Raw genomic sequence first — 22287 nt, 5'->3', positions numbered from 1 at the left:
GACGACGCGGATGGACGATGGCCTGCCCTGGGGCGAATCCCCGATCGATCTTGCCGAAGAAGACGATGCCGCGCTGCAGACCGGCTGGGGCTGGATCTGGGGCGTTCTGGCAAGCAGCAGCGTGGCATTGGCCCTGTTCAACGCCCACGCAGTGCGCAACTGGGCCGAGCAACTGCCGCCCAGCGCCATGACCGCGCCGATCGTGGCGGCGGCCGAACACTGGTACGATACGGCCGACCGGCTCGGCCTCAACCGCATGGTCGACGGAGCCGAGCGGGCCGCGAAGGCCCTGCGCGCCGACCGGGCCGCCTGACCCGCGGCGTTACTGCGGCGGCGCGGCGCTGGTCGAGTCAGCTGGAGCGGCTGCGGCGGGGGCGGCGGCTTCACTCGCGGGTGCGGCCTCGCTCGCCACGGCGCGTTCGCTGGGCTTGACCCGCGGCGCAGGCTGCAGCGGCGCGGTGCCGGTCGCCCCGTCGAGGTCGATCATCGCGTCGCTCACCGATCCGGGCAGGACTTCACCGCCGGCCGCCGCCGTCGCCCCGGTTTCGGGCGCCTTGTTGCAGGCCGCGAGCGCCAGTGGCAGGATCAAGGCCAACGCGACGGGGGCGACGAGGGACAGCTTCATCATGGGGTCTCCTGCGAAACGGCGGGCGCGGGACAGGCTACGTCGAGCTGGGCCAGGAAGGCCGGGAAACGCGCTAGCAGGGCCTCGTCCCACTGCGCGCTCGACACGTCCTTGCCCAGGTCCTTGAGGCTGGTCACGCCGAATTCCTCGATGCCACAGGGCACGATCCCGCCGAAATGCGCGAGGTCGGGCGACAGGTTGACCGAAAAGCCGTGCATCGTCACCCAGCGGCGGATGCGCACGCCGATGGCGCCGATCTTGGCCTCGCGCCCGTCCGCGCCTTGGCACCAGATGCCGATGCGTCCCTGCGCGCGCCACGCCGGCACGCCGAAGTCGCCCAGCGTGTCGATCACCCAGCCTTCGACCGCGTGCACGAAGCCGCGCACGTCGCGCGCGCGGCTGCGCAGGTCGAGCAGGACGTAGCCGATGCGCTGGCCCGGCCCGTGATAGGTATAGCGCCCGCCGCGCCCGGCCTCGACGACTTCGAAGCGCGGGTCGAGCAGTTCGGCGCGATCGGCGCTGGTGCCGGCGGTATAGACTGGCGGGTGTTCGAGCAGCCACAGCAGGTCGCCCGCGCTGCCCTCGGCAATCGCCGCATTGCGCACGGTCATCGCCTCGAGCGCCTCGCGGTACGGCACGGGCTCGGCCTCGCGGCGGATCTCGATGGTGGAAAGGTCGGTCATGATGCGACGGGACTTGGCCCTGCCACGGCCACGATGCAAGAGGGACGAGGGCCGCCTGGCTTAAACCGGGTGCGCAGCCTCTGCGGCTTTGCTAGAGCGCGCTTCGTTCAAGACCCGAGGAACCCTGCGTGACAGCACCGCTTATTGCCCCGTTCGACAGCAGCGCCGCGTGGAAGACCACGCAGCGGCTGGTTTCGGCCAATTCCGACGTGCTGCTGGCGATCGCCGGCGTGTTCTTTCTGCTGCCGATGCTGGTCTGGGCGGTGTTCATCCCGCCGATCGACGCGACGCCCGACATGACGCAGGAGCAGGTCGCGCAAGTGCTGGAGGCCTACTACACGCGCAACCTGCCCTACCTCCTGCCGCTGTCCCTGCTGCAGATGGTCGGGTTCATCACCATGCTGGTCGGCATCCTCGATCGCACCCGCCCGACAGTGGGCGAGGCGCTGCGCAACTGCGCGGTGCGCGTGCCGGCCTATCTCGGGGCGCAGCTGCTGACGGGCGCCGTCGCGGTGGGATTGCTGGTGGTGGTGGCCGGCGTGCTGATGGCCCTGCGCGTGCCGGCGCCGATCGCGGCGGTGTTCGGGCTGGCGGCGATGATCTGGCCGATGCTGCGCACGATCATGGTCGGGCCGGTGCTGGGCGTTGGCAAGACGCGCAACCCGATCATGGCGATCCGCGCCAGCCTTGCGCTCACCAAGGGCAACACCGCGCGGATCATGGCCTTCCTCGGCCTAGCTGCGATCGCGTTCCTGATCGTCTCGAACCTGCTGACCATGCTGGTCGGCCTGTTGGCGACGCTGGTGCTGGGCAAGGATGCGCAGGCCGCGCGGCTGATCGCCGAGGCGTTCTCGGCGGTGCTCTATGCCTCGGGCTACACCTGGTTCGTCGTCATGCTCGCCGCGATCCATGGCGAGCTGACCAAGGACCTGCCGCGTCCCTTCCTCTGACAGGAACGCGGCGGTCGCAACGGGCCTTGGCCCTTCCGTTCAGTCCTTCCAGCCCCACGAGATCACGCAGGGCGGCACGTTGATCGGCTCGTAGCCCTTGTCGATGCGCGGGAAATAGCGCCCCATCAACTCGCGCGCGCGGGCGGTGTACTGATAGACCAAGAACGCACCGCCGGGGCGCAGCACGCGGTGCGTGGCGGCCATGATCGCGGGGCCGACGCCTTCCGGCAACGTGGTGAACGGCAGGCCCGACAGCACGTAGTCGGCATGCTCGAACCCGTGCGCCCGGATGATCGCCTCGACCTCGGAGGCCGAGCCGTGCACGGCGACGAAGCGGCTGTCGCCGATGGTGCGCGACAGATAGCGGATGAAATCCGGATTGGTGTCGATCACGATCAGCCGGGCATCGCGGCGCATCTTGTCGAGAACCGGCCGGCAGAACGTGCCGACGCCCGGTCCATATTCGACGAAGAGGTCGCACGCCTCCCAGTCGACCTTCGAGAGCACGCGCTCGATCGTGCGCCGCGAGGACGGGACGATCGCACCCACCATCACCGGATGCTTGACGAAGCCCTTGAAGAATATGCCTGCCGGGCCAAGCACCCGCTCCGCCTTGCGCAGCAATCGTTGATGCAGCGGGAGGCGGGCCGTCTGGATGGAATTCATGATGGGCAGACATCCCTTATCGTTGGTGAACCGCCACGTTGCAAATCCGCGACACTATTGCAAGCGTTCGCGCCGGTGGCGGGATGGTGCGACGAACCGTTCTGGAACCGTCGGTTACCTGATCCTCACCGACGGCTGCGGGGTTTCGGCAACCGGGGTCAGGGCATGTCCGACGGCAAACCATGAAACAAGGTTGTCGACCATCAGGTTCCCCATCGCGCTGCGCGTCGCGACCGAGGCCGAGCCGATGTGCGGCAGCAGCACCACGTTGTCGAGCGCGAGCAGCGCCGGCGGCACGTGTGGCTCGTGCGCGAAGACGTCCAGGCCGGCGCCGAGAATCGTACCGCTCTGCAGCGCCGCAACGAGCGCCGGCTCGTCGACGACGCTGCCGCGCGCGACGTTGACGAGGATGCCCTGCGGGCCGAGCGCGCTCAGCACCGCGCCATCGACCATGCCGGCGGTGGCCGCGCCGCCGGGGACGACCACGACGAGCACATCGACCGCCGCGGCCAGCGCCTCGGCGGTGGGATAGTAGGCCAGGTCGACGCCGGGCTGGCGGTGGCGCCCGTTATAGGCGAGGTCTACGTCGAAGCCTGCCAGCCGCCGCGCGATCGCCTTGCCGATCGCGCCGAGGCCCAGAATGCCGATCCGTCGCCCGCGTAGCGTCGGCGAGAGCGGGAAGGCGCCCTGCGGCCACTTGCCTTCGCGCAGATGGCGTTCGGCCTGCGGCAGGCGGCGGACCGTGGCGAGCAGCAGCGCGAGGGCGAGGTCGGCCACTTCCTCGTCGAGCACGCCCGGCGTGTTGGTCACGACGATCCCGCGCTCCGCGGCGGCGGTGACGTCGATGTTGTCATAGCCGACGCCGAAGTTGGCGATGACCTCGAGCGCCGGCAGGCGGTCCATCAGGTCTGCGCCGAGTCGTCCATGCAGGGTATTGGTCGCCAGCCCACGGATCGTGGCCGCGATGTCCGGGGGCAGGCCGTCGGCCAGCCGCTGCACGGCGAAGGCGGCGTCGAGCCGGGCCATGATGTCGGGCGCGAAGGGCGCGGTGCACAGAACGCTGGGGCGCGGATCGTCGGTCATGGCGGAGGCATACCCCACCCGCGCGCGCGGCGCACCCGGCTTACGGGTAGCGGAGGCGGATGCGGGTCGACAGGTTGGTGCGCGGCACCGCCAGGCGAACCGAGCGGAATTCGAGCAGGCTCTCGATCGAGTTGGGATTGCCCGAGAAGCCGAAGCCTTCGGCCGGAATGCCCATGGGACCGACGCGGTTGAGCGCGCCCGAATTGTCTTCGTCGTGATAGACCGCAAGCGCGTAGACGCCGGGATGCGGCAGGAACAGGCACATCCTGGTCTTCTCGGGATGCGCCGGCACGCGCGCGACGTAGAGCGACCCGCCGTCGATCAGGAACTTGCGCGCGTCGTCGGGATAGACCGTGACCGCGATCGGTCCGCGATCGGAACGCACCTTGTCGATCGTGATGTTGAGCCAGGTGTCGCTCGCTGGACCTGCGCAGCCCGGCGGCGGCAGATGGATCGCGTGGGCCTGCGCCAGCGCTGGCATCAGCAGTGCCAGGCATGCGGTGGCGGCAGGGGCCAGCGCAACGCGGACTTTTCGCAGGGATTCGCTCAGATTGATCACACACCGTCGATGGCAAGGCCAAAGGGTGTTGGCAAGTGGTGTTGGGGCAGGTTCTCTAGGCGTTGGCTTCGCGCTTCAACTCGTAGAGCAGATCGAGTGCGGCGCGCGGCGACAGCGAATCGATGTCGAGCCCGTTGAGCTTTTCGCGCAAGGCATCGACCTTGTCCTCGGCCGCCTCGATCGCGGCGGCGAACAGTGGCAAGTCGCCGAGGCCTGCAGCAAGGCCCCCGGTCGCGGCGCGGCCCTTTTCCAGCTTGTCGAGCACGGCGCGTGCGCGCTTGACCACGGCATCGGGCACCCCGGCGAGGCGGGCGACCGCCAGGCCATAGGACTTGTCCGCCGGCCCCTCGGCCAGCTCGTGCAGCAGGACGAGGTCACCCTTCCACTCGCGCGCGCGGACGTGATGGAGCGAGAGCGCGGGGCAGGTTTCGGCCAGACGCTGCATCTCGTGATAGTGCGTGGCGAACAGGCAGCGGCAGCGGTTGGTCTCGTGCACCGCCTCGGCCACCGCCCAGGCGAGCGCGAGGCCGTCGTAAGTCGAGGTGCCGCGCCCGACTTCGTCGAGGATGACGAAGCTGCGCGGCCCGGCCTGCTGGAGAATGGCGGCGGTCTCGACCATCTCGACCATGAAGGTCGAGCGTCCGCGCGCGAGGTTGTCGCTGGCGCCGACGCGGCTGAACAGTCGATCGACCAGACCGACCGTCGCGGCTTCGGCGGGAACGTAGCTACCCGCCTGCGCCAGCAGCACGATCAGCGCGTTCTGGCGCAGGAAGGTCGATTTGCCGCCCATGTTGGGGCCACCGACCAGCCACAGCCGATCGGCGTCGGACAGACGGCAGTCGTTGGCGACGAAGCGTTCGCCGGCGCGGGCCAGCGCGGCCTCGACCACGGGATGGCGCCCGCCGGCGATCGCGAGCACGGGTTCGTCGACCACGCGGGGCAGGCTCCAGCCGCCTTCGGCCGCGCGCTCGGCATGGCTGGCGCCGACGTCGAGCCGGGCGAGGGCGGCGGCGGTGGCGGCAATGGCCTCGCGCGCGTCGATCGCACGGGCGATGAGATCCTCGAAGTGGGCTTCCTCGGCCACCAGCGCGTGGCCGCCTGCCTCGGCGATGCGGCTGGCCTCCTCGTGCAGCGCGAGCGCGTTGAAGCGCACCGCGCCCGCCATGGTCTGGCGATGGGTGAAGCCCGAATCGGGCTGCATCAGCCGGTCGGCGTGGCGCGCGGGCACCTCGATGAAATAGCCGAGCACGCCGTTGTGGCGGATCTTGAGCGCGGCGACGCCGGTCTCGTCGCGGTACTTCGCCTCCAGCGCGGCGATGGCGCGGCGCGAATTGCCCGCCGCGGCGCGCAAGGTATCGAGCGAGGCGTCATAGCCCTCGGCGATGAAGCCGCCTTGGCCGCGCTCGGTCGGCGGAGAGGGCACCAAGGCGCGGGCGTAGAGATCGACCAGCGCGCCATGGCCGGTGAGGCGGGGCAGCAGTGCCTGCGCGAGGGCCGGGAGGGCGCCGCGCGCGGCCAGGCTGTCGTGCAGCCGGCGCGCCTCGGCAAGGCCGTCGCGCAATTGGCCCAGATCGCGCGGCGAACCGCGCCCCGCCACCACGCGGCCGAGCGCGCGGCCAAGGTCGGGCACGGCGCGCAGCACGCCGCGCAAGTCGCCGCGCAGCAGCGGGTCCTCGCACAGCCACTGCACCAGTTCGAGCCGCTGGCGGATCGCGAAAAGGTCGAGCAGCGGGGCCGAGAGGTCTTCGGCCAGCAGGCGCGCGCCCGCGCCGGTGACACAGCGATCGACGGCTTCGGCAAGGCTGCCCTTGCGCGTGCCGGTCGAGGAGACCAGCACCTCGAGGCTGGCGCGCGTCGCCTCGTCCATCGCCATGTGTGCATCGCCGCCGCGCGCCACGGGCGGCAGCAACAGCGGCAGGCGCCCGCGGCCGACATGATCGAGATAGGCGATGAGGCCCCCGGCGGCGGCGAGCATGGCGCGGCCGAACTGGCCGAACCCGTCGAGCGTCGCGACGCCGTGGATCTCCTTGAGCCGCGCCTCGCCGCCCGCGCTGTCGAAGCCGTGCGCCGGCCGGCCTACGGCCTCGAGCGGGGCTGAGGGCCACTCCTCGGGGCACACGGTCTCGCGCGGGGCGAGCCGGGCGAGCGCGGCGCCCAGGCCGTCCACGGCGCATTCCTCCAGCTCGACCCGGCCGGTCGATATGTCGCAGGCGGCGATGCCGACGCGGTCGCGTAACGGACAGACCGCCACCAGCACGTTCGATTCGCGCGGGTTGAGCAGGGCCTCCTCGGTCAGCGTCCCGGCGGTGACGAAGCGCACGATGTCGCGCGCCACCAGCGCCTTGGAGCCGCCGCGCTTCTTGGCCTCCTCGGGGCTTTCGACCTGCTCGGCGATAGCGACGCGGCAGCCGGCGCGGATCAGGCGCGCGAGATAGCCCTCGGCCGAATGGACCGGCACGCCGCACATCGGGATCGGCGTGCCCTGATGTTCGCCGCGGCTGGTCAGCGCGATGTCGAGCACCTGGGCGGCGGTGCGGGCATCGTCGAAGAACAGCTCGAAGAAATCGCCCATGCGGTAGAACAGCAGGCAATCGCCGGCCTGGTCCTTGAGCGCGAGATATTGCGCCATCATCGGAGTTGGGGCATGGGACATCACGGCTGAGGTGGCTAGCCCAAGCGCCGCCGTTTCTCAAACCGTGTGCGCCGGATATGAACAGCCGGCTTGCGCAAAACTTATGCCGGTCGGCCCGCCGCACGGGCGCGTATCGCAAAGAGGCCCATGAACGTCCCTGCCCAGCGGTTGTCTCTCGACTGGTATCGTCGCCTGCCGTGGCTGACATGGCCCGGCGTCGTTCTCGGCACGCTGCTGATGTGTCTGCCGTTCCTGCTGGTCGACGTGCCGCCGCTGATCGACGTGCCCGGGCATATGGGCGCCGCCGCGATCGAGGCGGCCGGGCCAAACAGCCCGCTGGTCAAGTATCTCGGCTGGAAGTGGGTGTTCACGCTCAACATCGGCGGCGACGTGCTGATGAAGGTGCTGGGCGCGCAGTTCGGCGTCCTCGCGGCCGGGTGGTGGAGCACGGTCATCGCCACCGCGCTGTTTGCAGGCGGCTGCCTCGCCACGATCCGCATGGCCAACCGCCAGGGCGGGCATGGCGCGGCCTGGGCGCTGATGTACCTCTTCACCTTCCCGCTGCTGACGGGATTCCTCAATTACGTGCTGGGTGCCGGGCTTTCGCTCTGCGCCTTCGCGCTGGCGATCCGGCTCGAGAATCACCCGCGCCGACGCGCGATCCTGCTGGTGCTGCTCCAGCCCATCGCCATGCTGTGCCACGCCATCGGCGGATTGCTGCTGGCGGTGATGGTCGGCGCCAACGCGCTGGGCCGCGAGATGGACCTGCTGCCCGCCGGCTGGTGGCGCAAGGCCAACCGGCGGACGGTGCTGCGCACGCACGACTGGAAGGCCGCTGCGCGGCGCATGACCGTGCTGTGCTGGCCGCTGCTGGCGACCGTGATCACCATCGTCGTGTGGAAGCTGTTCTCGCCCGAGCCGGCGCGCGCCTTCAACATGTGGCGCTGGGACCAGAAGGCGGTGTTCCTCGTCACGACGGTGCGCGACCAGTCGTTCCTGCTCGATGCCGTGACCACGATCGCGGGGTTCGTCCTGCTGATCGGCGGTTACTGGCTGGGCGGGCGGTGGAACTGGCAGCGCGGCTTGCCGGGGCTTCTGGTCCTCATCCTCTACGTCATCATTCCCAGCGACATCAACGGCAGCGCCTTCGTCGACGTGCGCCTGTTGCCGGTGGCGATGATGCTGCTGCTCGGCCTGCAGGACTGGAGCCGCGCCAAGGGGCGCCGCGCACAGTGGGTGGCGATCACCGGCCTCGTGCTGCTGGGGCTGCGCACCGTGGTCACTGCGGCCAGCTTCGCCGACTATGCCGACGATTATCGCCAGCAGCTCTCGGCGCTCGACCATATCGAGCCGGGCAGCCGCGTGCTGACCTTCGTCGAGCATTCGTGCATCGAGCAGGACTGGCGCGACGCGCGCCGCGATCACCTCGCCAGCCTCGCCAGCGTCTATCGCCAGGCCTGGGTCAACGACAACTGGGCGGTGCCGGGCCTGCACATGGTCGTGCCGCGCTTCCGCCCCGCGCGCAATTTCGCCGCAGACCCGTCGGAGTTCGTCTGGTCGCGCAAGTGCCAGGGCGGACGCCTGCGCTCGATCGACGTCGCGCTGCGCTTCGCGCCGATCGAGCGGGTCGATTATGTCTGGCTGATCAGCACCGGCCTGCCTCGCAGCCCCGATCCGCGCCTGCGGCTGGTGTGGCAGGAGGGGCGCAGCCTGCTCTTCGCCGTGCGCCCGCTGGGTTTCTCGACGTGGCAGCCCAAAGGGCTGTGACGACCTGATCAACGGTTCTTTCCTCGCGCTGGGGAATGTGCGAGGGGCGACCATCACACCATCGTCTGCCGGGAGTTCGTAAATGTCCGAGGAAAGCAACGTCCGTTTCACCGAACGTGAGGCGCTTTTCTACCACAACACGATCCGCCCCGGTAAGATCGAGATCATCGCCTCCAAGCCGATGGCGACGCAGCGCGATCTCAGCCTCGCCTACTCGCCCGGTGTCGCCGTGCCGGTGCTGGCGATCTCGGAAAATCCCGCAACCGCCTACGACTACACCGCCAAGGGCAACCTCGTCGCAGTGATCTCCAACGGCACCGCGATCCTGGGGCTGGGCAATCTCGGCGCGCTCGCCTCCAAGCCGGTGATGGAAGGCAAGGCGGTGCTGTTCAAGCGCTTCGCCGACGTCGACTCGATCGACATCGAGCTGGCTACCGAAGACCCGCAGGCCTTCATCGACGCCGTCGCGCTGATGGAGCCCAGCTTCGGCGGGATCAACCTTGAAGACATCAAGGCGCCCGAGTGCTTCATCATCGAGCAGGCGCTGCGCGAACGCCTCAAGATCCCGGTCATGCACGATGACCAGCACGGCACTGCGATCATCACCGCCGCCGGCCTCGTCAATGCCTGCCACCTGACCGGCCGCGCGCTGGCCGACGTCCGGGTCGTGGTCAATGGCGCCGGCGCCGCCGCGATCGCCTGCACCGAACTGATCAAGGCGATGGGCGTGCGCCACGACAACGTCATCATGTGCGACCGTTCGGGCACGATCTGGCGCGGGCGCACCGACAGCATGGACCAGTGGAAGAGCGCGCATGCGGTCGATACCCCGGCCCGCACGCTCGAGGAGGCGCTCGACGGCGCCGACATCTTCCTCGGCCTGTCGGCGGCCAATGCGCTCAAGCCCGAATGGGTCCGCAAGATGGCGCCGCAGCCGATCATCTTCGCGATGGCCAACCCCGATCCCGAGATCAACCCGAACGACGCCAAGGCCGTCCGCCCCGACTGCGTGATCGCCACCGGCCGCTCGGACTACCCCAACCAGGTCAACAACGTCCTCGGCTTCCCCTACATCTTCCGCGGCGCGCTCGACGTGCAGGCGACCGCGATCAACGAGGAAATGAAGATCGCCGCCGCCCAGGCGATCGCGGAACTGGCGCGCGAGCCGGTGCCCGAGGAAGTCGCCGCCGCCTATGGCAAGAACCACCAGTTCGGCCTCGACTACATCATTCCCGCGCCGTTCGATCCGCGGCTGATGGAGCGCGTCTCGTCCGCCGTCGCCAAGGCGGCGATGGAATCGGGCGTGGCACGCAAGGACATCGAGGACTTCGAGGCCTATCGCGAAAGCCTCAAGGCGCGTCTCAACCCGACGACCTCGGTGCTGACCAACGTCTATGCCAGCGTCAAGCAGGCACCCAAGCGCGTCGTCTTCGCCGAGGCCGAGCAGGAAGTGGTGCTGCGCGCCGCGATCCAGTTCCGCGACTTCGGCTATGGCACGCCGGTGCTGGTCGGCCGCACGCAGGGCGTGCTCGACAAGCTGTCGGACCTGGGCGTGTCCAACCCCTCGAGCTTCGAGATCCACAACTCGAACGTGTCGCCGCTGGTCGAGGACATGGTCGGCTACCTCTACCCCAAGCTGCAGCGCCGCGGGTATCTGGAGCGCGACGTTCGCCGCATGGTCAACAACGACCGCAACGTCTTCGCCTCGCTGCTGCTGGCGCTGGGCCATGCCGATGCGATGATCACCGGCACCACGCGCCCCTTCGCGCAGACGATGAAGGAAATCCGCCGCGTGCTGGAGCCCAAGCCGGGCCACCTGCCGTTCGGCGTGCACCTGCTGGTCGGCAAGAACCAGACCGTGTTCCTGGCCGACACGACCGTCAACGAGCGCCCCGATGCCGAGCAGCTGGCCGACATCGCGATCGAGACGGCCGCCGTCGCCCGCCGCATGGGTCACGAACCACGCGTCGCATTCCTGTCGTACTCGACCTTCGGCAACCCCTACGGCAAGTGGCTCGATGCGCTGCGTGATGCCGTGGCGATCCTCGACGAGCGCCAGCCCGGCTTCGAGTACGAGGGCGAGATGGCGCCCGACGCCGCGCTCAACCCCAAGATCATGCAGACCTATCCGTTCTGCCGCCTCTCGGGCCCAGCCAACGTGCTGATCATGCCCGGCCTGCAGTCGGCCAACATCTCGGCCAAGCTGCTGCGCGAGCTGGGCGGCAACGCCATGATCGGGCCGATGCTGCTGAACATGGAAAAGCCGGTGCAGATCGCCCCGATGACCGCCAACGCGCCCGACCTGCTGACGCTGGCGGTGCTGGCCGCAGCCGGCATCACCGGCTGACGCGAGAAGGCCAAGGCCCGTTCCCGCGCATGGCGGGGCGGGCCTTCAATTTTTAGCGGCGCGCAGCACCTTGGAGACGAGGGGTTGCGAGACATTGAGCAGCCGCGCGGTTTCCGCCTGGGTCAGGCCCTTGGCGCGGCAGGCGAGGATCGCGGCGTTGCGTGCGGTGCGATCGGCGGCGGCATCGCCGCTGGCGGGCAGGGCTGGCAGGTCCAGCCCTGCACCGAGCAACTCGCGCGTGGTCACGCGCCCGTCGGCGCCCACGACGCGCAACCGCGCCAGACCCAGCGCTTTGTCGACGGTCATTTCGAAGCGGGTGACATCGCCATCCTCGAGCATGGCGATGGTCATTGCGCGCACGTCACCGGCAAAGCCGGTCTTGCTGCTGCCCTGCTTGGACTTCTTCGCCATCCTGCCCGCCCCCGGCCATCGTGAATATCACCGATATTCACGATAGCACGCGGCGGCGCCGGCACCAGTGCCGACGTTTTAGTGGACGAAGCGGGCGACGACGTCGCGATAGCTGCGGCTGACCTTCACTTCGGCGCCGGATTCGAGCACGAGGAAGCATTCGCCGTTGGTATGGGGGCGCACCTGGCGCACCTGGTCGAGGTTGACGATCTTGCTGCGATGGACGCGCTGGAACACGCGCGGGTCGAGCCGGCGTTCGAGGTCCTTCATCGTCTCGCGCAGGATCAGCGAATTGTCGCCGGTATAGATGCACATGTAATCGCCGGCGGCCTCGATGCGCTCGATGCTGTCGACGTCGACGCGGAAGATCTGGCCGCGGTCCTTGATGTTGATGAGCTTCTCGAAGCGGCCGGCGGCCATTTCGCCGTCGTCTTCCAGTTCGGGCATGGCATCGGGTGCCACTTCGGCCAGCACGTTCTTGAGCTTTTCGACTTCCTCGAGCCCGCGCTTCTCGGCCATTCGGGTGCGCGCGCGATCGAGCGCGTCGGCCAGGCGGTCTTCCTCGACGGGCTTGAGCAGGTAGTCGACGGCATTGGCCTCGAACGCCTTGAGCGCATGCTCGGAATAGGCGGTGACGAAGACGAACAGCGGCGGGTCGATCTCCATCACGCCCTTGACCACGGAAAAGCCGTCGAAGCCGGGCATCTGGATGTCGAGGAAAACGAGGTCGGGCTTTTCGGTCTTGATCTTGCGGATCGCTTCACGCCCGTTGGAGCAAGTGTCGATCACCTCGACATCGGGAAAGGCCTGAAGCCGCAGCTGGAGGCCCTGGATGGCGAGTTTCTCGTCGTCGACGAGGATCGTACGGATGGTCATTTGCTACCTTTGTCTGGAGCGTCTGCCCTGTTGCGGTTTTTCTGCCCCCGCGTGACAATTGCGACAAGGCCCGGAAGTTCCCGGACCGGGTCGGATAAGTGCCTCACGCGCGCGCCAGCCGCAGGGCGGCATCGCGCGCGATGGCGGGATCGACCTTGGCCTCGAACGGCAGTTCGATCGACACGGCAAAGCCGCCTTCGGGGCGGTTGCCCACCTCGAACCGCTGCTGGCTGCCATAGGCCTGGAGCAGGCGGTCGCGGATGTTGGGCAGGCCAACGCCCGTCGAGACGGGGTAGCCGGGTTTCGCCGCGGGCGCAGGATCGGGTTCGCTGTGCACGCCGAACAGGGTCGTGGGATCGGTGCCCGCTGGCAAGCCCGGCCCGGTATCCGACACGGTGACCCGCAGCGTGGAACCGACGAGTTGCGCATCGATCATGATCTGCGCGCCGTCCTCGAGCGGGCTGACGGCGTACTTGATCGCGTTCTCCACCAGCGGCTGAAGCAGCAGCGACGGCATCAGCGCATTGCGCGCGGCATCGTCGATGCGGAACTCGGTGCGCAGGCGTTCCTCGAAGCGCATCCGCTCGATGTCGAGGTAGAGCTTCAGCGTCTCGATCTCCTGCGCCACGGTGACGCGCCCGGTCGGCTCGTTGATCAGCGTATAGCGCAGGAACGAGGACAACCGGCTGAGCATGGCGTTGGCCGGCTCGGTCTGCTTGAGCAGCACCAGCGTCGAGATCGAGTTCAGCGTATTGAACAGGAAGTGCGGGTTGAGCTGGTAGCGCAGCATCGCCAGCTGCGCCGAGGTGGCCTGCGCCTCGAGCCGGATCAGCTGGTCGTTCTGTTCCTCGACCTGGATGTAGAAGTTGATCGCGTAATAGAGCGCGGACCAGGCACCCAGCAGCGTGAGGTCGATGTAGAACACGCCAAGGAACAGCTGCGCGAATCCAGCGTCGTTGCCGGGGCGATAGAGGCTGATGACCCAGGCATCGATGAAGGCATAGAGCCCGACCGCGATCGACAGGACGATGGCGGTCGCACCCCAGGTGATGATCGGGCGGCGGTTGATCAGCGCGCGGTAGATCACCGACAGGATCGACGAGATCGAAAACCCGGTAACCGAGGCGATCAGCACGATCAGCAGGAACGACCACGGCTGGGCATTGGCGATGCTGGACATCGCGCGCAACAGCATGGCGCCGCCCCAGCCGGCGAACTGGAGGCGCCAGAAGGCGCGGTTCTTGTTGCCGAAGAACGGCGTGGGTCTCAGCGGCAGCATAGCCATGTCACCCCCGTTCTAGGCGGTCTCGTGCGCGAATGCACCCCCCACGGCGGTAAAATGGCGCGCGCGTCGGTCGGGTGTCAGGTGGCGGGCGGTAGGAGTGGGCCCATGTCCCGTCCCGTCGGGGCTGAACTTGTCGAAGCCCATGGCGGCATGGGTGGCACTCGCGCCCTTCGACAGGCTCAGGGCGAACGGGGGTGGGGGATGGTGCTAGCTATCGACCAGCTTGCGACTGCCCCAACCTCCGTTCGGGCTGAGCTTGTCGAAGCGCATGGCGGCAAGGGGGGCGCTCGCGCCCTTCGACAGGCTCAGGGCGAACGGGGGGTGGGGGATGGTGCTAGCTATCGACCGGCTTGAGACTCCCCCAACCTCCGTTCGTGCTGAGCTTGTCGAAGCACGCCGCCCCCGACGCCTGAATCACCGCGCCGGCATCGCGGGCGCCCCGGGCTCGCGCCGGAACAGGCGGGGCCAGTCCTTGCCGCCGGCCGCGCGCATCGCCTCGATCTCGGCCGCCATGTCGGCCACGCGGCGCTGCCACGACCCGTGCGTGGGGGAGGCGAGGAAGAGCACCTGATAGCGCGGGCCGATGCGCCGCATCCACGCGATCGCTGCGGCCGGGTCGAAGCCGGCGTTCGCCAGCAGCCAGACGGAAAGCCGGTCGGCCTCGCGTTCGGTCTTGCGCGCCGAGCCCCCCTGCGCCAGCCAGGTCTGGTGATCGAGCACGGCATGCGCCATCTCGTGCGCGATCAGCGCGGCGATCTCGGCCTCGTCCCAGTTCGCCACTTCGGCCATGCGGCGACCGATGCGCACGATGTCGCGGTTGGCACCGGCATTGCCCGCGCTGTCGTCCATCAGGAAGCGCACGCGGCACACCGGTTCGCCGGTTATGGTCTGATGCGTGCCATCGGCGAGGGTCAGGCGGATGCGTCCATGCGTCGCGACGCCCGCCTCGAGCGCGTTCTGCAGCGCGATCTGGCGGTCCCAGTGGCCGGGGCGGGGCACGGGCAAGCTGTCGACCGCAAGATCGTCCACCGCGCGCAGCGTGGCATTGAGCGGCAGGCCAGCGCGCGCGGCGGGGCCGTCCTGCGCCATCGCGCCCACGCCGATGTCGCCGGTCAGGCCATAAACCGCCCGCGCGGCAGCCGGGTCGGCGAAGGTGTGCGCATCCTGGATCATCACGCCGACGCCTGGCGCCACCCTTGCGCAATACCCGGCATTGGCGCGGGCCAGCCGCCAGCCGAGGCTCTGGACGATGAGGTCGCCGCGCTGGATTTCGTCTGCCGGTTGCAGAGGCGGGGGCGCCGCAGTGGCCCCTTGCGGAAGCGCCGCTGCCGCCACCAGGGCCAGCAGCGCGCGGGCGATCATGCGGCGGTTCGGGCGGCGGTTCGGGCCGCGGCGATGGCCTGCTGCAGCCGCTCCTGCCCGACCGCGCCGCTCAGCAGCTGGTCGCCCACGACCCAGGCCGGAGTGCCGTTGACGCCGAGCTGGCGGGCCAGCTCGAGGTTGCGCTTCAGCTCCTGCGCGGTTTCGGGCCGTGCGGCAAAGGCGGTGGCCGCCGTGCCGTCGAGCCCGGCTTTGCCGGCCGCGGCCGCGATGCTCGCCTCGCTCGGGCGCTCGCCCGAGAACATCGCCTTGTGGAAGGCGGCGTACTTGCCCTGCGCCGCTGCCGCGAGGCCCATGCGCGCCGCCGGTACGCTCTCGGGCGCGATGATCGGCAGTTCGCGCACCACGACGCGCAAGTCGGGATTGGCGGCGATCAGCGCCTCGACGTCGGCGACGCTGCCGCGGCAATAGGTACAGGCGAAGTCCGTGAATTCGACCAGCGTGACCTTGCCCTGCGGGTTGCCCAGCACCGCGCCGGGGAACGGTGTTTCCAGCGCACCACGCAAGGGGGTGACGCGGCCGGCGCTCTCGCGCGCCTCGAGCCGTTCGGCGGTTTCGCTCAGGATCTCGGGATGGTCGAGCAAGGTCTGGCGGACCAGCGCCTCGAACGCCGCGCGCTGCCTGGGGTCGATGCCCGCATCGGCCAGCGTGCGCGCCAGTTGCGCCTCACTCATCGCCGGTGCCGCGTCCGCCGCGGCGGGGCGATTGCGGCTGGACCAGACCCAGCCGCCCAGCACGGCGACCACCAGGGCCACCAGCACCGCGAGGATGAGAAGCGGGCGGCGAGACGGGGCGGCAGTGGTCATGCGGTCATTTCTTCTTTCGTTTGCGTTCCAGCATGGCCTGCGCGGACATGTGGATGTCCTGCGCGCGCAGCCAGTCCGGGGTGCCCTTGGGCAAAGCATCTTCGGCCGCCTGCGCGCTGCGCACCGCCTCGGGCAGCTGCATCTGCATCAGCTGCTGTTCGGCACTGGCGAGACGCGCGCGGGCGGTGTCGCCCTCGGCCTCGTAGACCACGCCCAGCTGATACCAGGCAAACGGATTTTCGCGGTCCTTGGCCACCGCGGCCTTGAGCACGCGCTCGGCCTCGGCAAAGTTGGCCTTGTCCTCGGTCGCCAGTAGCGCGTGGCCGAAGGTCGTGGCGATCAGCGGGTTGTTGCCGGTCAACTGCGTGGCGCGGCGCAAGGGCGCGATCGCGGCGGCCGGTTGCCCGGATTCGAGCAGGACCTGGCCCTTCAGCTCCAGCGCATAGGGATCGTCGGGCACCTGTTTCAGCACCGCATCCACTTCGGCCAGCGCTTTGTCCATCAGCGCTTCCTTGTGGTAGGCATAGGCACGGGCATAGTGCGCGGGCGCATCCTGGAGGTAGTCGGGATAGGCGTTGAGCGTCGCCTGCGGCTCGGCCAGATAGCCGTAGAGCTTGGCCTTCACGCGCATGAACCGGGTTTGCAGGCCGGCATCGATCGGGGTGTTCCACGCCGGGTCGTGCTCGTAAGTGTCCTGCAGCGTGGTCAGGCGGTCGGCGGTCATCGGGTGCGTCGAATAAAACTCGGTGTCGCTATTGCGGGTAAAGCCGTAGCGAAACTCCTGGTTCTGCAGCTTCTTGAAGAAATCGAGCGAACCGCGGCCCGAGATCCCGGCCTTCGAGAGGTATTGCGCGCCGGCGGCGTCGGCCGAACTTTCCTGTGCGCGGCTGAACGCCAGGTAGCTGCCCAAAGCGGCCTGCTGGCCGGCCATGAACACGCCCATGCCGGCATCGGGCGAGCCTGCCGCCGCGGCCAGTCCGCCGAGCAGCAGCGAGAGCAGAGTGATCCCGGTCGCGGGCTTGGACCCGGCGGTGCTGATGACGTGGCCGCCGGTGATATGGCCCAATTCGTGCGCGACGACGCCCTGCACTTCGTTGATGTTGTCGGCCGCGCCGATCAGGCCCGAATGGACATAGACCGCCTGTCCGCCCGCGACGAAGGCGTTGATCGACCCGTCGTTGAGCAGGATGATGTCGACGTTGCGCGGATCGAGCCCGGCGGCCTTGATGATCGGCGCCGACATGTCGCGGAACAGCGCCTCGGTTTCGGCATCGCGCAGCACTTCCTGGGCGCTGGCGGCGGGCACGGCGAGGGCGAACGCGGCCACGGCGGCGATCGCGCCGGAGGTGGCCGTCGCGACGCGACGATGAAGCGTCGAGCGGGGGCGCTGGAACGGGCGGGAGCGGGGCACGATACGGTTATCGCGGCCAGGAATGAACGGCTGGTGAAGCGCTTACCCGCGCGAGGAAGGCGAGCACCGCGGCGAGCGGCCGGGTCTCGCGGCGGAACGGCCGGGCGAAGGCCATGATGATCCGTTCGTGGTCGATGCCGCCAAGGATTTGTGCGGTGGTCGGCTGGCCCGCGTTTGTCATTGCGGCGGCGAGTGCGAGACTGTTGCGCGGCTTCACGCGTGGATCATCGGCGCCGTGCAGCAGCAGCAGCGGCGGCGCACCGGCATGGGCATGGTGGATCGGCTGGGTCGTCGCGAGGTCGGTGCAATGGCCGAAGGTCGCGATCGAGGCGGGATCGTCGAGGGGCAGGAAATCCGCCGGTGTCGCCAAGCCGATTGCGCCGGCAAGGGCATTCGCGGCAAGGCCTTCGGCCGCGAGCCAGCGGCCATCGAGTGTCAGCGCGAGCGCGTTGTAGGCCCCGGCGGAATGGCCCATCAGCACGATCCGCGCCGGATCGCCGCCCAGTGCGCCGCAGCGCTCGTGAACCCAGCGAATGGCGCGCGCGCCGTCCTGCAGCATGACCGGCCAGCGTCCCTCGGGCAGCAGGCGATAGCCCGCGAGCACCACGAGGTAGCCGGCAGGGGCCAGCGCGCGGGCGATGAAGCGGTAGTCCTGCGGTCGTCCGCTGTCCCACGCACCGCCATGGATGAATACGACGATCGGCAGCGCGGCATCGGGCGCGGCGCCTGAAGGGCGGTGGACTTCGAGGCGCTGCGCCGGATCCGGGCCGAAGCGCGCGGTGGCGACATGCTCGACCCCGGTCTTGCCGCCATGCAGCAGCCGGTCGGCGGCATCGAGCACGGCCACGGGATTGCGGGCAAGCGCGCGGCGATAGAGCGCATGGCCTGCAAGACCCGCCAGGGCGCTGCCGCCCAGCGCCATCATCCATCGGTTTAGTACCATCGCCGGTGGCCTAGCACCGGTGCGAGGGCTTGCGAAGCCGGCGTTGTCGGCCGGCCGTCGCGATCAGGACACCAGCCGCCGTGCGGCGCGCTCGATCAGCGGTTCGTCGTCGTGGACTTCGCCGAGCACGGCAATGTCCCCGCCGGGCAGGCGGCGCACCAGCACCAGCGCGAACTCCGGCCCCTGTGCGGGAAGGGCATCGAGCGTCGAGGGTGGCAGGGTACGCAGCGCAGATTCCAGCGCAGCGCGCGGATCGTGGCGTGACCCGGCCTCGTCATTGCGCCGCAGCCGGCGCTCGGCCGCGACCACGCCCTTGAGCCCGCCCGGTGTCGCGCACAGGAAGGGCGCAAGTTCACCGCGCGACAGGCCGAGCCGGTGGGCATGGGCCAGCGCCGTCGCGTATTCCGTCAGGCGCGTCTTGTCGTACCCGGCGCCGAACACGAGCTTGACCACCGGGATCAGCGGCGCGCGGGCCTGCATGGTCAATCCGGCCGCGCTGACCAGCGCGGCAAGCTCGTCGGGCTCGGCCTCGGCGGCAAGGGCGAAGTCCCAGGCCCGGCCGATCGCATCGTAGAGCGCCTGGCGCGTGCGGTCCTCGCTGCCTGATGCCTGCGCGGCCATTGTGCGGGCCGAAGCCAGCCAGTCGGCCAGCGATTCGGGCTCCGGCTCTGAAGGATTGCCAGGGGCGCCATCGAGCGCGGGCAATATCTCGACGGCGACCGTGCCCAGTTCGAGCGCGTCGCCGTCTGCCTGGCGATCGCGAACCGGACCGTCGGCCCATTGCCCCAGCGATTGCGCAAGGCTGCCCCATTGCTCGCTCTCGCGCTCCGGCGCGGCCGTGGTCGTCTCTTCGGCGAAGGCGGGCATCGGCAGGGCAGGCATGGTGGAAACGGGCGCTGCCGGTCGGCGCCGGACGGCGGGACCATCGCGGTGCAGCACGGCGCCGATCTCGGCCATGAGCTGGTCGGTCGTTGCCTGGTCCGCCAGTTCCTTCCAGTTGATGACGCCATAGATATGGTCGAGCGTATGCCCGTCGGAGGCAAACGGCAGCAGGATCCCGCGGTAGAGGATGGTGCGGTTCTGCTGGTTGACGAATTCGGCCTCGAACCCGATCGGCGCGGTATTGGCGACGATCTGCATGTAATGGTCGGTGATGCGCGACAGGATCGAGCGGCCCGGCACATCGCTGAGGCGGCGCAGCGGCTTGTCCGCATCGCAATCGGCCATGAGCGCCTGGCCGACGAAGGCGATCGCGGGATCGTCCAGCCCGTCCTCAAAACGCAGCAGTACCGAATTGGCGGCAAAGTCGGGCCAGGCGCCGTCGAGCAGCGGATTGACCAGCGGCAGCGGCGACTGGCCGAGCATGCTGGCCCAGAAATTGTAGGCACGCACCTGCATGCGGCGCTCGTCCGACCCCACGAGCGGGGGCAACAGGTCCACGGGATCGTCGAGATCGTCATGGTCGATGCCGAAGAACGGCATGACCTCCCGGTCCTCCTCAAATCCGCGCACGCTGTCCATCGTATGGCACCCCTGGTTGCCGTTCAGGCTCCCGGTTTTGGCGCGACATGGTGAAGAAGCCTTTAAATCGAAGGACCTGATTCCGCGTGGGGTGGCGCAGGGGACCGGGCAGCGATGGCAGCGGCCTGCGCGATCAGCCGCAGCGCCATGTCGCGATGCAGACGCTCGGCCATGCGACCGTTGACGCGCAGCGCCCCGGCGTCGGCATGGGCCGGATCGGCGAATGCGGCGACGATCGCCTCGGCCTCGGCCAAGTCCTGCGCACTCGGCGCAAAGGCGCGGTTGGCCACCGGCAGCTGGCTGGGGTGGATCAGCGTCTTGCCGTCGTAGCCGAAGGCCCGCGCCTGCGCGCATTCCTCTTCGAGACGGGTCCCGTCGTCGATGGCATTGCAGACCCCGTCGAGCGCGACGAGCCCGTTGGCGCGTGCGGCCAGCAGCGTGGCGCTCAGCACCGGCACGAAGGCAGCCCGGCCCGGCGCCTGGACCATGCCGGTATCCTTGGCGAGATCGTTGAGGCCCAGCACCAGCGCGGCCAGCCGGGTCGTGGCGGCCATGTCGGCGATGCGCTCCACCGCCAGCGCGGCGCGCGGCGTCTCGATCATTACCCACAGCGCGACCCTTGGCGCGTAGCCGAGGCGATCCATCGCTGCGGACAGGGCGGCAACATCGGCGGCGTCATCGACCTTTGGGGCGAGCACGGCGTCGAGCGGGGCGGCGGCCAGCACCGCCAGATCGTCTTCGCCGCCATCCGCCAGGGCGTTGATCCGCGCCAGCAGACGACGATGCCCGAAGCCACCGGCCTGCGCCTCGGCCACCAGTGCGGCACGTGCCGAAGCCTTCATCGCCGGCGCGACCGCGTCCTCGAGGTCGAGCACGACCGCGTCGCAATCGAGGCCGCGCGCCTTGGCGACAGCGCGCGCATTGCTGGCCGGCATGTACAGCACCGAGCGCAGCGGGGTGGGAGAGTCAGATGCCATTGCCGGGTCTCAAGCCTTGCCGGTTTCGGGAGTGGTGGGTGTGGCCGATGCCGGGCTCGAAGACTGGCTCACCGACTGGCCGGGCTCCTGCACCACGTCGACGCGGCCCTCCTCGCGCCGGGGCATCGGGGCGACGACGCGCATCAGCAGGCTGAGGCCGAGCCAGCCGGCCGCCATGTGCAGCGCGAAGGCAAGGCCGCCCTGGTCCGCCAGTGCGCCCCAGACCCAGGCGCCGATCGCCATGCTGCCGAAGGTCACCGCCTGATACAGCGACAGGCAGCGCCCGAGGATCGCCTCGGGCGAGCGCAACTGCATCGCGACGTTGAGGCTGGTCATCGCCGCGACCCAGCCCGAGCCACCGGCGAATCCGGCGACGAGCGCGGCGGGCAGGGCGGTGGAGCGGGCCATGAGCATGAGCGCGACGATGAACGCCACGGTCGCGCCCGAGACCACCGCCTCGGCACCGTAGCGGCGCCGGGCCTTGGATACCCACAGCGCATTGACGATCGAGCCGACGCCGAACGAGCCAAGCATCAGGCCATAGTCGAGTTCGGTACCGGCGAGCGTGTCATGCGCCACCGCGGGCATCAGCGCGGTAAGCGCCGAGGCGCCGAAGCCATACATCGCACCGCGCAGCAGCACCTTGCGGATCGGCACCGACCCCGCGCAGAACGCGAGGCCGACCTTGATCGACTGCAGCATCGGCTGGCGATCGGGACGCCGCGCCTCGGGGCGCCAGCGGGCCAGCACCACCAGCATGCCGACATAGCTCAGCGCATTGGCGGCGAAGGCGACGCTGACACTCCAGATCGAGATCATCACCCCGCCAAGCGCCGGCCCCGCGCTGCGCGCCAGGTTGTTGGACATCGCATTGAGCGCGATCGCCTGCGGCAGGTCCGCCTTGCCCACCTGCAGGCGCACCGAGGCCTGCCATGCCGGCTGGTTGATCGCGGTGCCCATGCCGACCATCAGCGTCAGGACCAGCAGCGAGACGGGGCCGAGCGCGCCGCGATAGCCCATCACCGCCAGTACCGCCGAGACGACCAGCATCGCGGTCTGCGCCGCGATCATCACGCGGCGCCGGTCGAAATTGTCGGCAATGGCGCCGGCGAACAGCCCGAGCAGCAGGATCGGCAGGGTGGACGAGGCCTGGACCAGCGCGATCAGCACATGGCTGCGGGTCAGTTCGGTCATGAGCCAGGCGGCGGCGGCGGCCTGGATCGTCGACCCCAGGTTCGAGACGAGGTTGGCCGTCCAGATCGCGCGGAAGGCGGGGTAGCCGAACGGGGCAAGGGCACCGCCCGCCCGCGGCTGCGCCAGGCCCGTGCCGGGAGTGGTGGCGGCATCGGGGGCGGAAGCCGGGGG

At 69.3% G+C, this 22287-nt stretch carries 20 protein-coding genes; 4 read left to right on the top strand and 16 right to left on the bottom strand.

Annotation, left to right across the window (positions count from 1 at the left end):
- Positions 1-10 precede the first annotated feature (10 nt).
- A complete protein-coding gene (locus tag V7Q48_RS15990; protein ID WP_333839601.1) occupies positions 11-313 on the top strand; it encodes a hypothetical protein in 303 nt (100 codons plus the stop codon).
- A 9-nt stretch (positions 314-322) separates the two neighbouring features.
- Here the strand turns inward: V7Q48_RS15990 and V7Q48_RS15985 are convergent, their stop codons facing one another.
- Together V7Q48_RS15985 and lipB are read right to left on the bottom strand one after the other, a co-directional pair.
- Positions 323-628, bottom strand: coding sequence for a hypothetical protein (locus V7Q48_RS15985; protein WP_333839599.1), 306 nt, complete (start codon positions 626-628; stop codon positions 323-325).
- Positions 625-1308: a lipoyl(octanoyl) transferase LipB gene (lipB, locus tag V7Q48_RS15980; RefSeq protein ID WP_333839597.1), complete on the bottom strand. Its 684-nt coding sequence runs from the start codon at positions 1306-1308 to the stop codon at positions 625-627. The genes V7Q48_RS15985 and lipB overlap by 4 nt, the downstream gene beginning before the upstream one ends.
- A 128-nt stretch (positions 1309-1436) precedes the next feature.
- On the opposite strand from lipB, the gene V7Q48_RS15975 reads away from it, so the two are divergent.
- Positions 1437-2258: a hypothetical protein gene (locus V7Q48_RS15975; protein WP_333839595.1), complete on the top strand. Its 822-nt coding sequence runs from the start codon at positions 1437-1439 to the stop codon at positions 2256-2258.
- A 39-nt stretch (positions 2259-2297) separates the two neighbouring features.
- Here V7Q48_RS15975 and V7Q48_RS15970 read toward each other — a convergent pair whose 3' ends face one another.
- The 4 genes from V7Q48_RS15970 to mutS all read right to left on the bottom strand — a co-directional run bounded on the left by V7Q48_RS15970 (position 2298) and on the right by mutS (position 7219).
- Positions 2298-2924 (bottom strand): class I SAM-dependent methyltransferase, encoded by a 627-nt coding sequence (locus tag V7Q48_RS15970; protein ID WP_333839593.1) that lies wholly within the window; start codon positions 2922-2924, stop codon positions 2298-2300.
- Between the two features lie 114 nt (positions 2925-3038).
- Positions 3039-4007, bottom strand: a complete 969-nt coding sequence (locus V7Q48_RS15965; protein ID WP_333839591.1) for a 2-hydroxyacid dehydrogenase — start codon at positions 4005-4007, stop codon at positions 3039-3041.
- 40 nt (positions 4008-4047) lie between these two features.
- On the bottom strand, positions 4048-4566 hold the full coding sequence (locus tag V7Q48_RS15960) for a DUF2141 domain-containing protein (RefSeq protein ID WP_333839588.1): 519 nt from the start codon (positions 4564-4566) through the stop codon (positions 4048-4050).
- 55 nt (positions 4567-4621) lie between these two features.
- Positions 4622-7219, bottom strand: a complete 2598-nt coding sequence (mutS, locus tag V7Q48_RS15955; RefSeq protein ID WP_333839631.1) for a DNA mismatch repair protein MutS — start codon at positions 7217-7219, stop codon at positions 4622-4624.
- 126 nt (positions 7220-7345) lie between these two features.
- On the opposite strand from mutS, the gene V7Q48_RS15950 reads away from it, so the two are divergent.
- Both V7Q48_RS15950 and V7Q48_RS15945 read left to right on the top strand, forming a co-directional pair.
- On the top strand, positions 7346-8965 hold the full coding sequence (locus V7Q48_RS15950) for a hypothetical protein (protein WP_333839586.1): 1620 nt from the start codon (positions 7346-7348) through the stop codon (positions 8963-8965).
- A gap of 82 nt (positions 8966-9047) precedes the next feature.
- The gene (locus tag V7Q48_RS15945) at positions 9048-11312 is read left to right on the top strand and encodes an NADP-dependent malic enzyme (RefSeq protein ID WP_333839583.1); all 2265 of its coding nucleotides are present in this window, start codon (positions 9048-9050) and stop codon (positions 11310-11312) included.
- 45 nt (positions 11313-11357) lie between these two features.
- On the opposite strand, the gene V7Q48_RS15940 is transcribed toward V7Q48_RS15945, so the two are convergent.
- The 10 genes from V7Q48_RS15940 to V7Q48_RS15895 all read right to left on the bottom strand — a co-directional run bounded on the left by V7Q48_RS15940 (position 11358) and on the right by V7Q48_RS15895 (position 22242).
- Positions 11358-11723: a hypothetical protein gene (locus tag V7Q48_RS15940; RefSeq protein ID WP_333839581.1), complete on the bottom strand. Its 366-nt coding sequence runs from the start codon at positions 11721-11723 to the stop codon at positions 11358-11360.
- Between the two features lie 78 nt (positions 11724-11801).
- On the bottom strand, positions 11802-12599 hold the full coding sequence (locus V7Q48_RS15935; protein ID WP_333839577.1) for a LytR/AlgR family response regulator transcription factor: 798 nt from the start codon (positions 12597-12599) through the stop codon (positions 11802-11804).
- Positions 12600-12702: 103 nt separating this feature from the next.
- Positions 12703-13884 (bottom strand): sensor histidine kinase, encoded by a 1182-nt coding sequence (locus V7Q48_RS15930; RefSeq protein WP_333839575.1) that lies wholly within the window; start codon positions 13882-13884, stop codon positions 12703-12705.
- A gap of 414 nt (positions 13885-14298) precedes the next feature.
- The gene (locus tag V7Q48_RS15925) at positions 14299-15246 is read right to left on the bottom strand and encodes a hypothetical protein (RefSeq protein WP_333839573.1); all 948 of its coding nucleotides are present in this window, start codon (positions 15244-15246) and stop codon (positions 14299-14301) included.
- Positions 15243-16070 (bottom strand): DsbA family protein, encoded by an 828-nt coding sequence (locus V7Q48_RS15920; RefSeq protein WP_333839570.1) that lies wholly within the window; start codon positions 16068-16070, stop codon positions 15243-15245. The genes V7Q48_RS15925 and V7Q48_RS15920 overlap by 4 nt, the downstream gene beginning before the upstream one ends.
- 4 nt (positions 16071-16074) lie before the next feature.
- Entirely contained in the window at positions 16075-17406 is a 1332-nt protein-coding gene (locus tag V7Q48_RS15915) for a M48 family metalloprotease (RefSeq protein WP_333839629.1), read from the bottom strand.
- Positions 17407-17488: 82 nt separating this feature from the next.
- The gene (locus V7Q48_RS15910) at positions 17489-18424 is read right to left on the bottom strand and encodes an alpha/beta hydrolase (RefSeq protein ID WP_333839567.1); all 936 of its coding nucleotides are present in this window, start codon (positions 18422-18424) and stop codon (positions 17489-17491) included.
- 63 nt (positions 18425-18487) lie between these two features.
- Entirely contained in the window at positions 18488-19945 is a 1458-nt protein-coding gene (locus tag V7Q48_RS15905) for a hypothetical protein (protein WP_333839565.1), read from the bottom strand.
- 62 nt (positions 19946-20007) lie between these two features.
- Positions 20008-20922, bottom strand: a complete 915-nt coding sequence (locus V7Q48_RS15900; protein ID WP_333839562.1) for an HpcH/HpaI aldolase/citrate lyase family protein — start codon at positions 20920-20922, stop codon at positions 20008-20010.
- Positions 20923-20931: 9 nt separating this feature from the next.
- A complete protein-coding gene (locus V7Q48_RS15895) occupies positions 20932-22242 on the bottom strand; it encodes an MFS transporter (RefSeq protein ID WP_333839627.1) in 1311 nt (436 codons plus the stop codon).
- Between the last annotated feature and the right edge of the window lie 45 nt (positions 22243-22287).

The organism is Novosphingobium sp., assembly GCF_036803765.1.
Classification (GTDB): domain Bacteria; phylum Pseudomonadota; class Alphaproteobacteria; order Sphingomonadales; family Sphingomonadaceae; genus Novosphingobium.
This window is presented reverse-complemented; position numbering and strand designations above follow the sequence as displayed.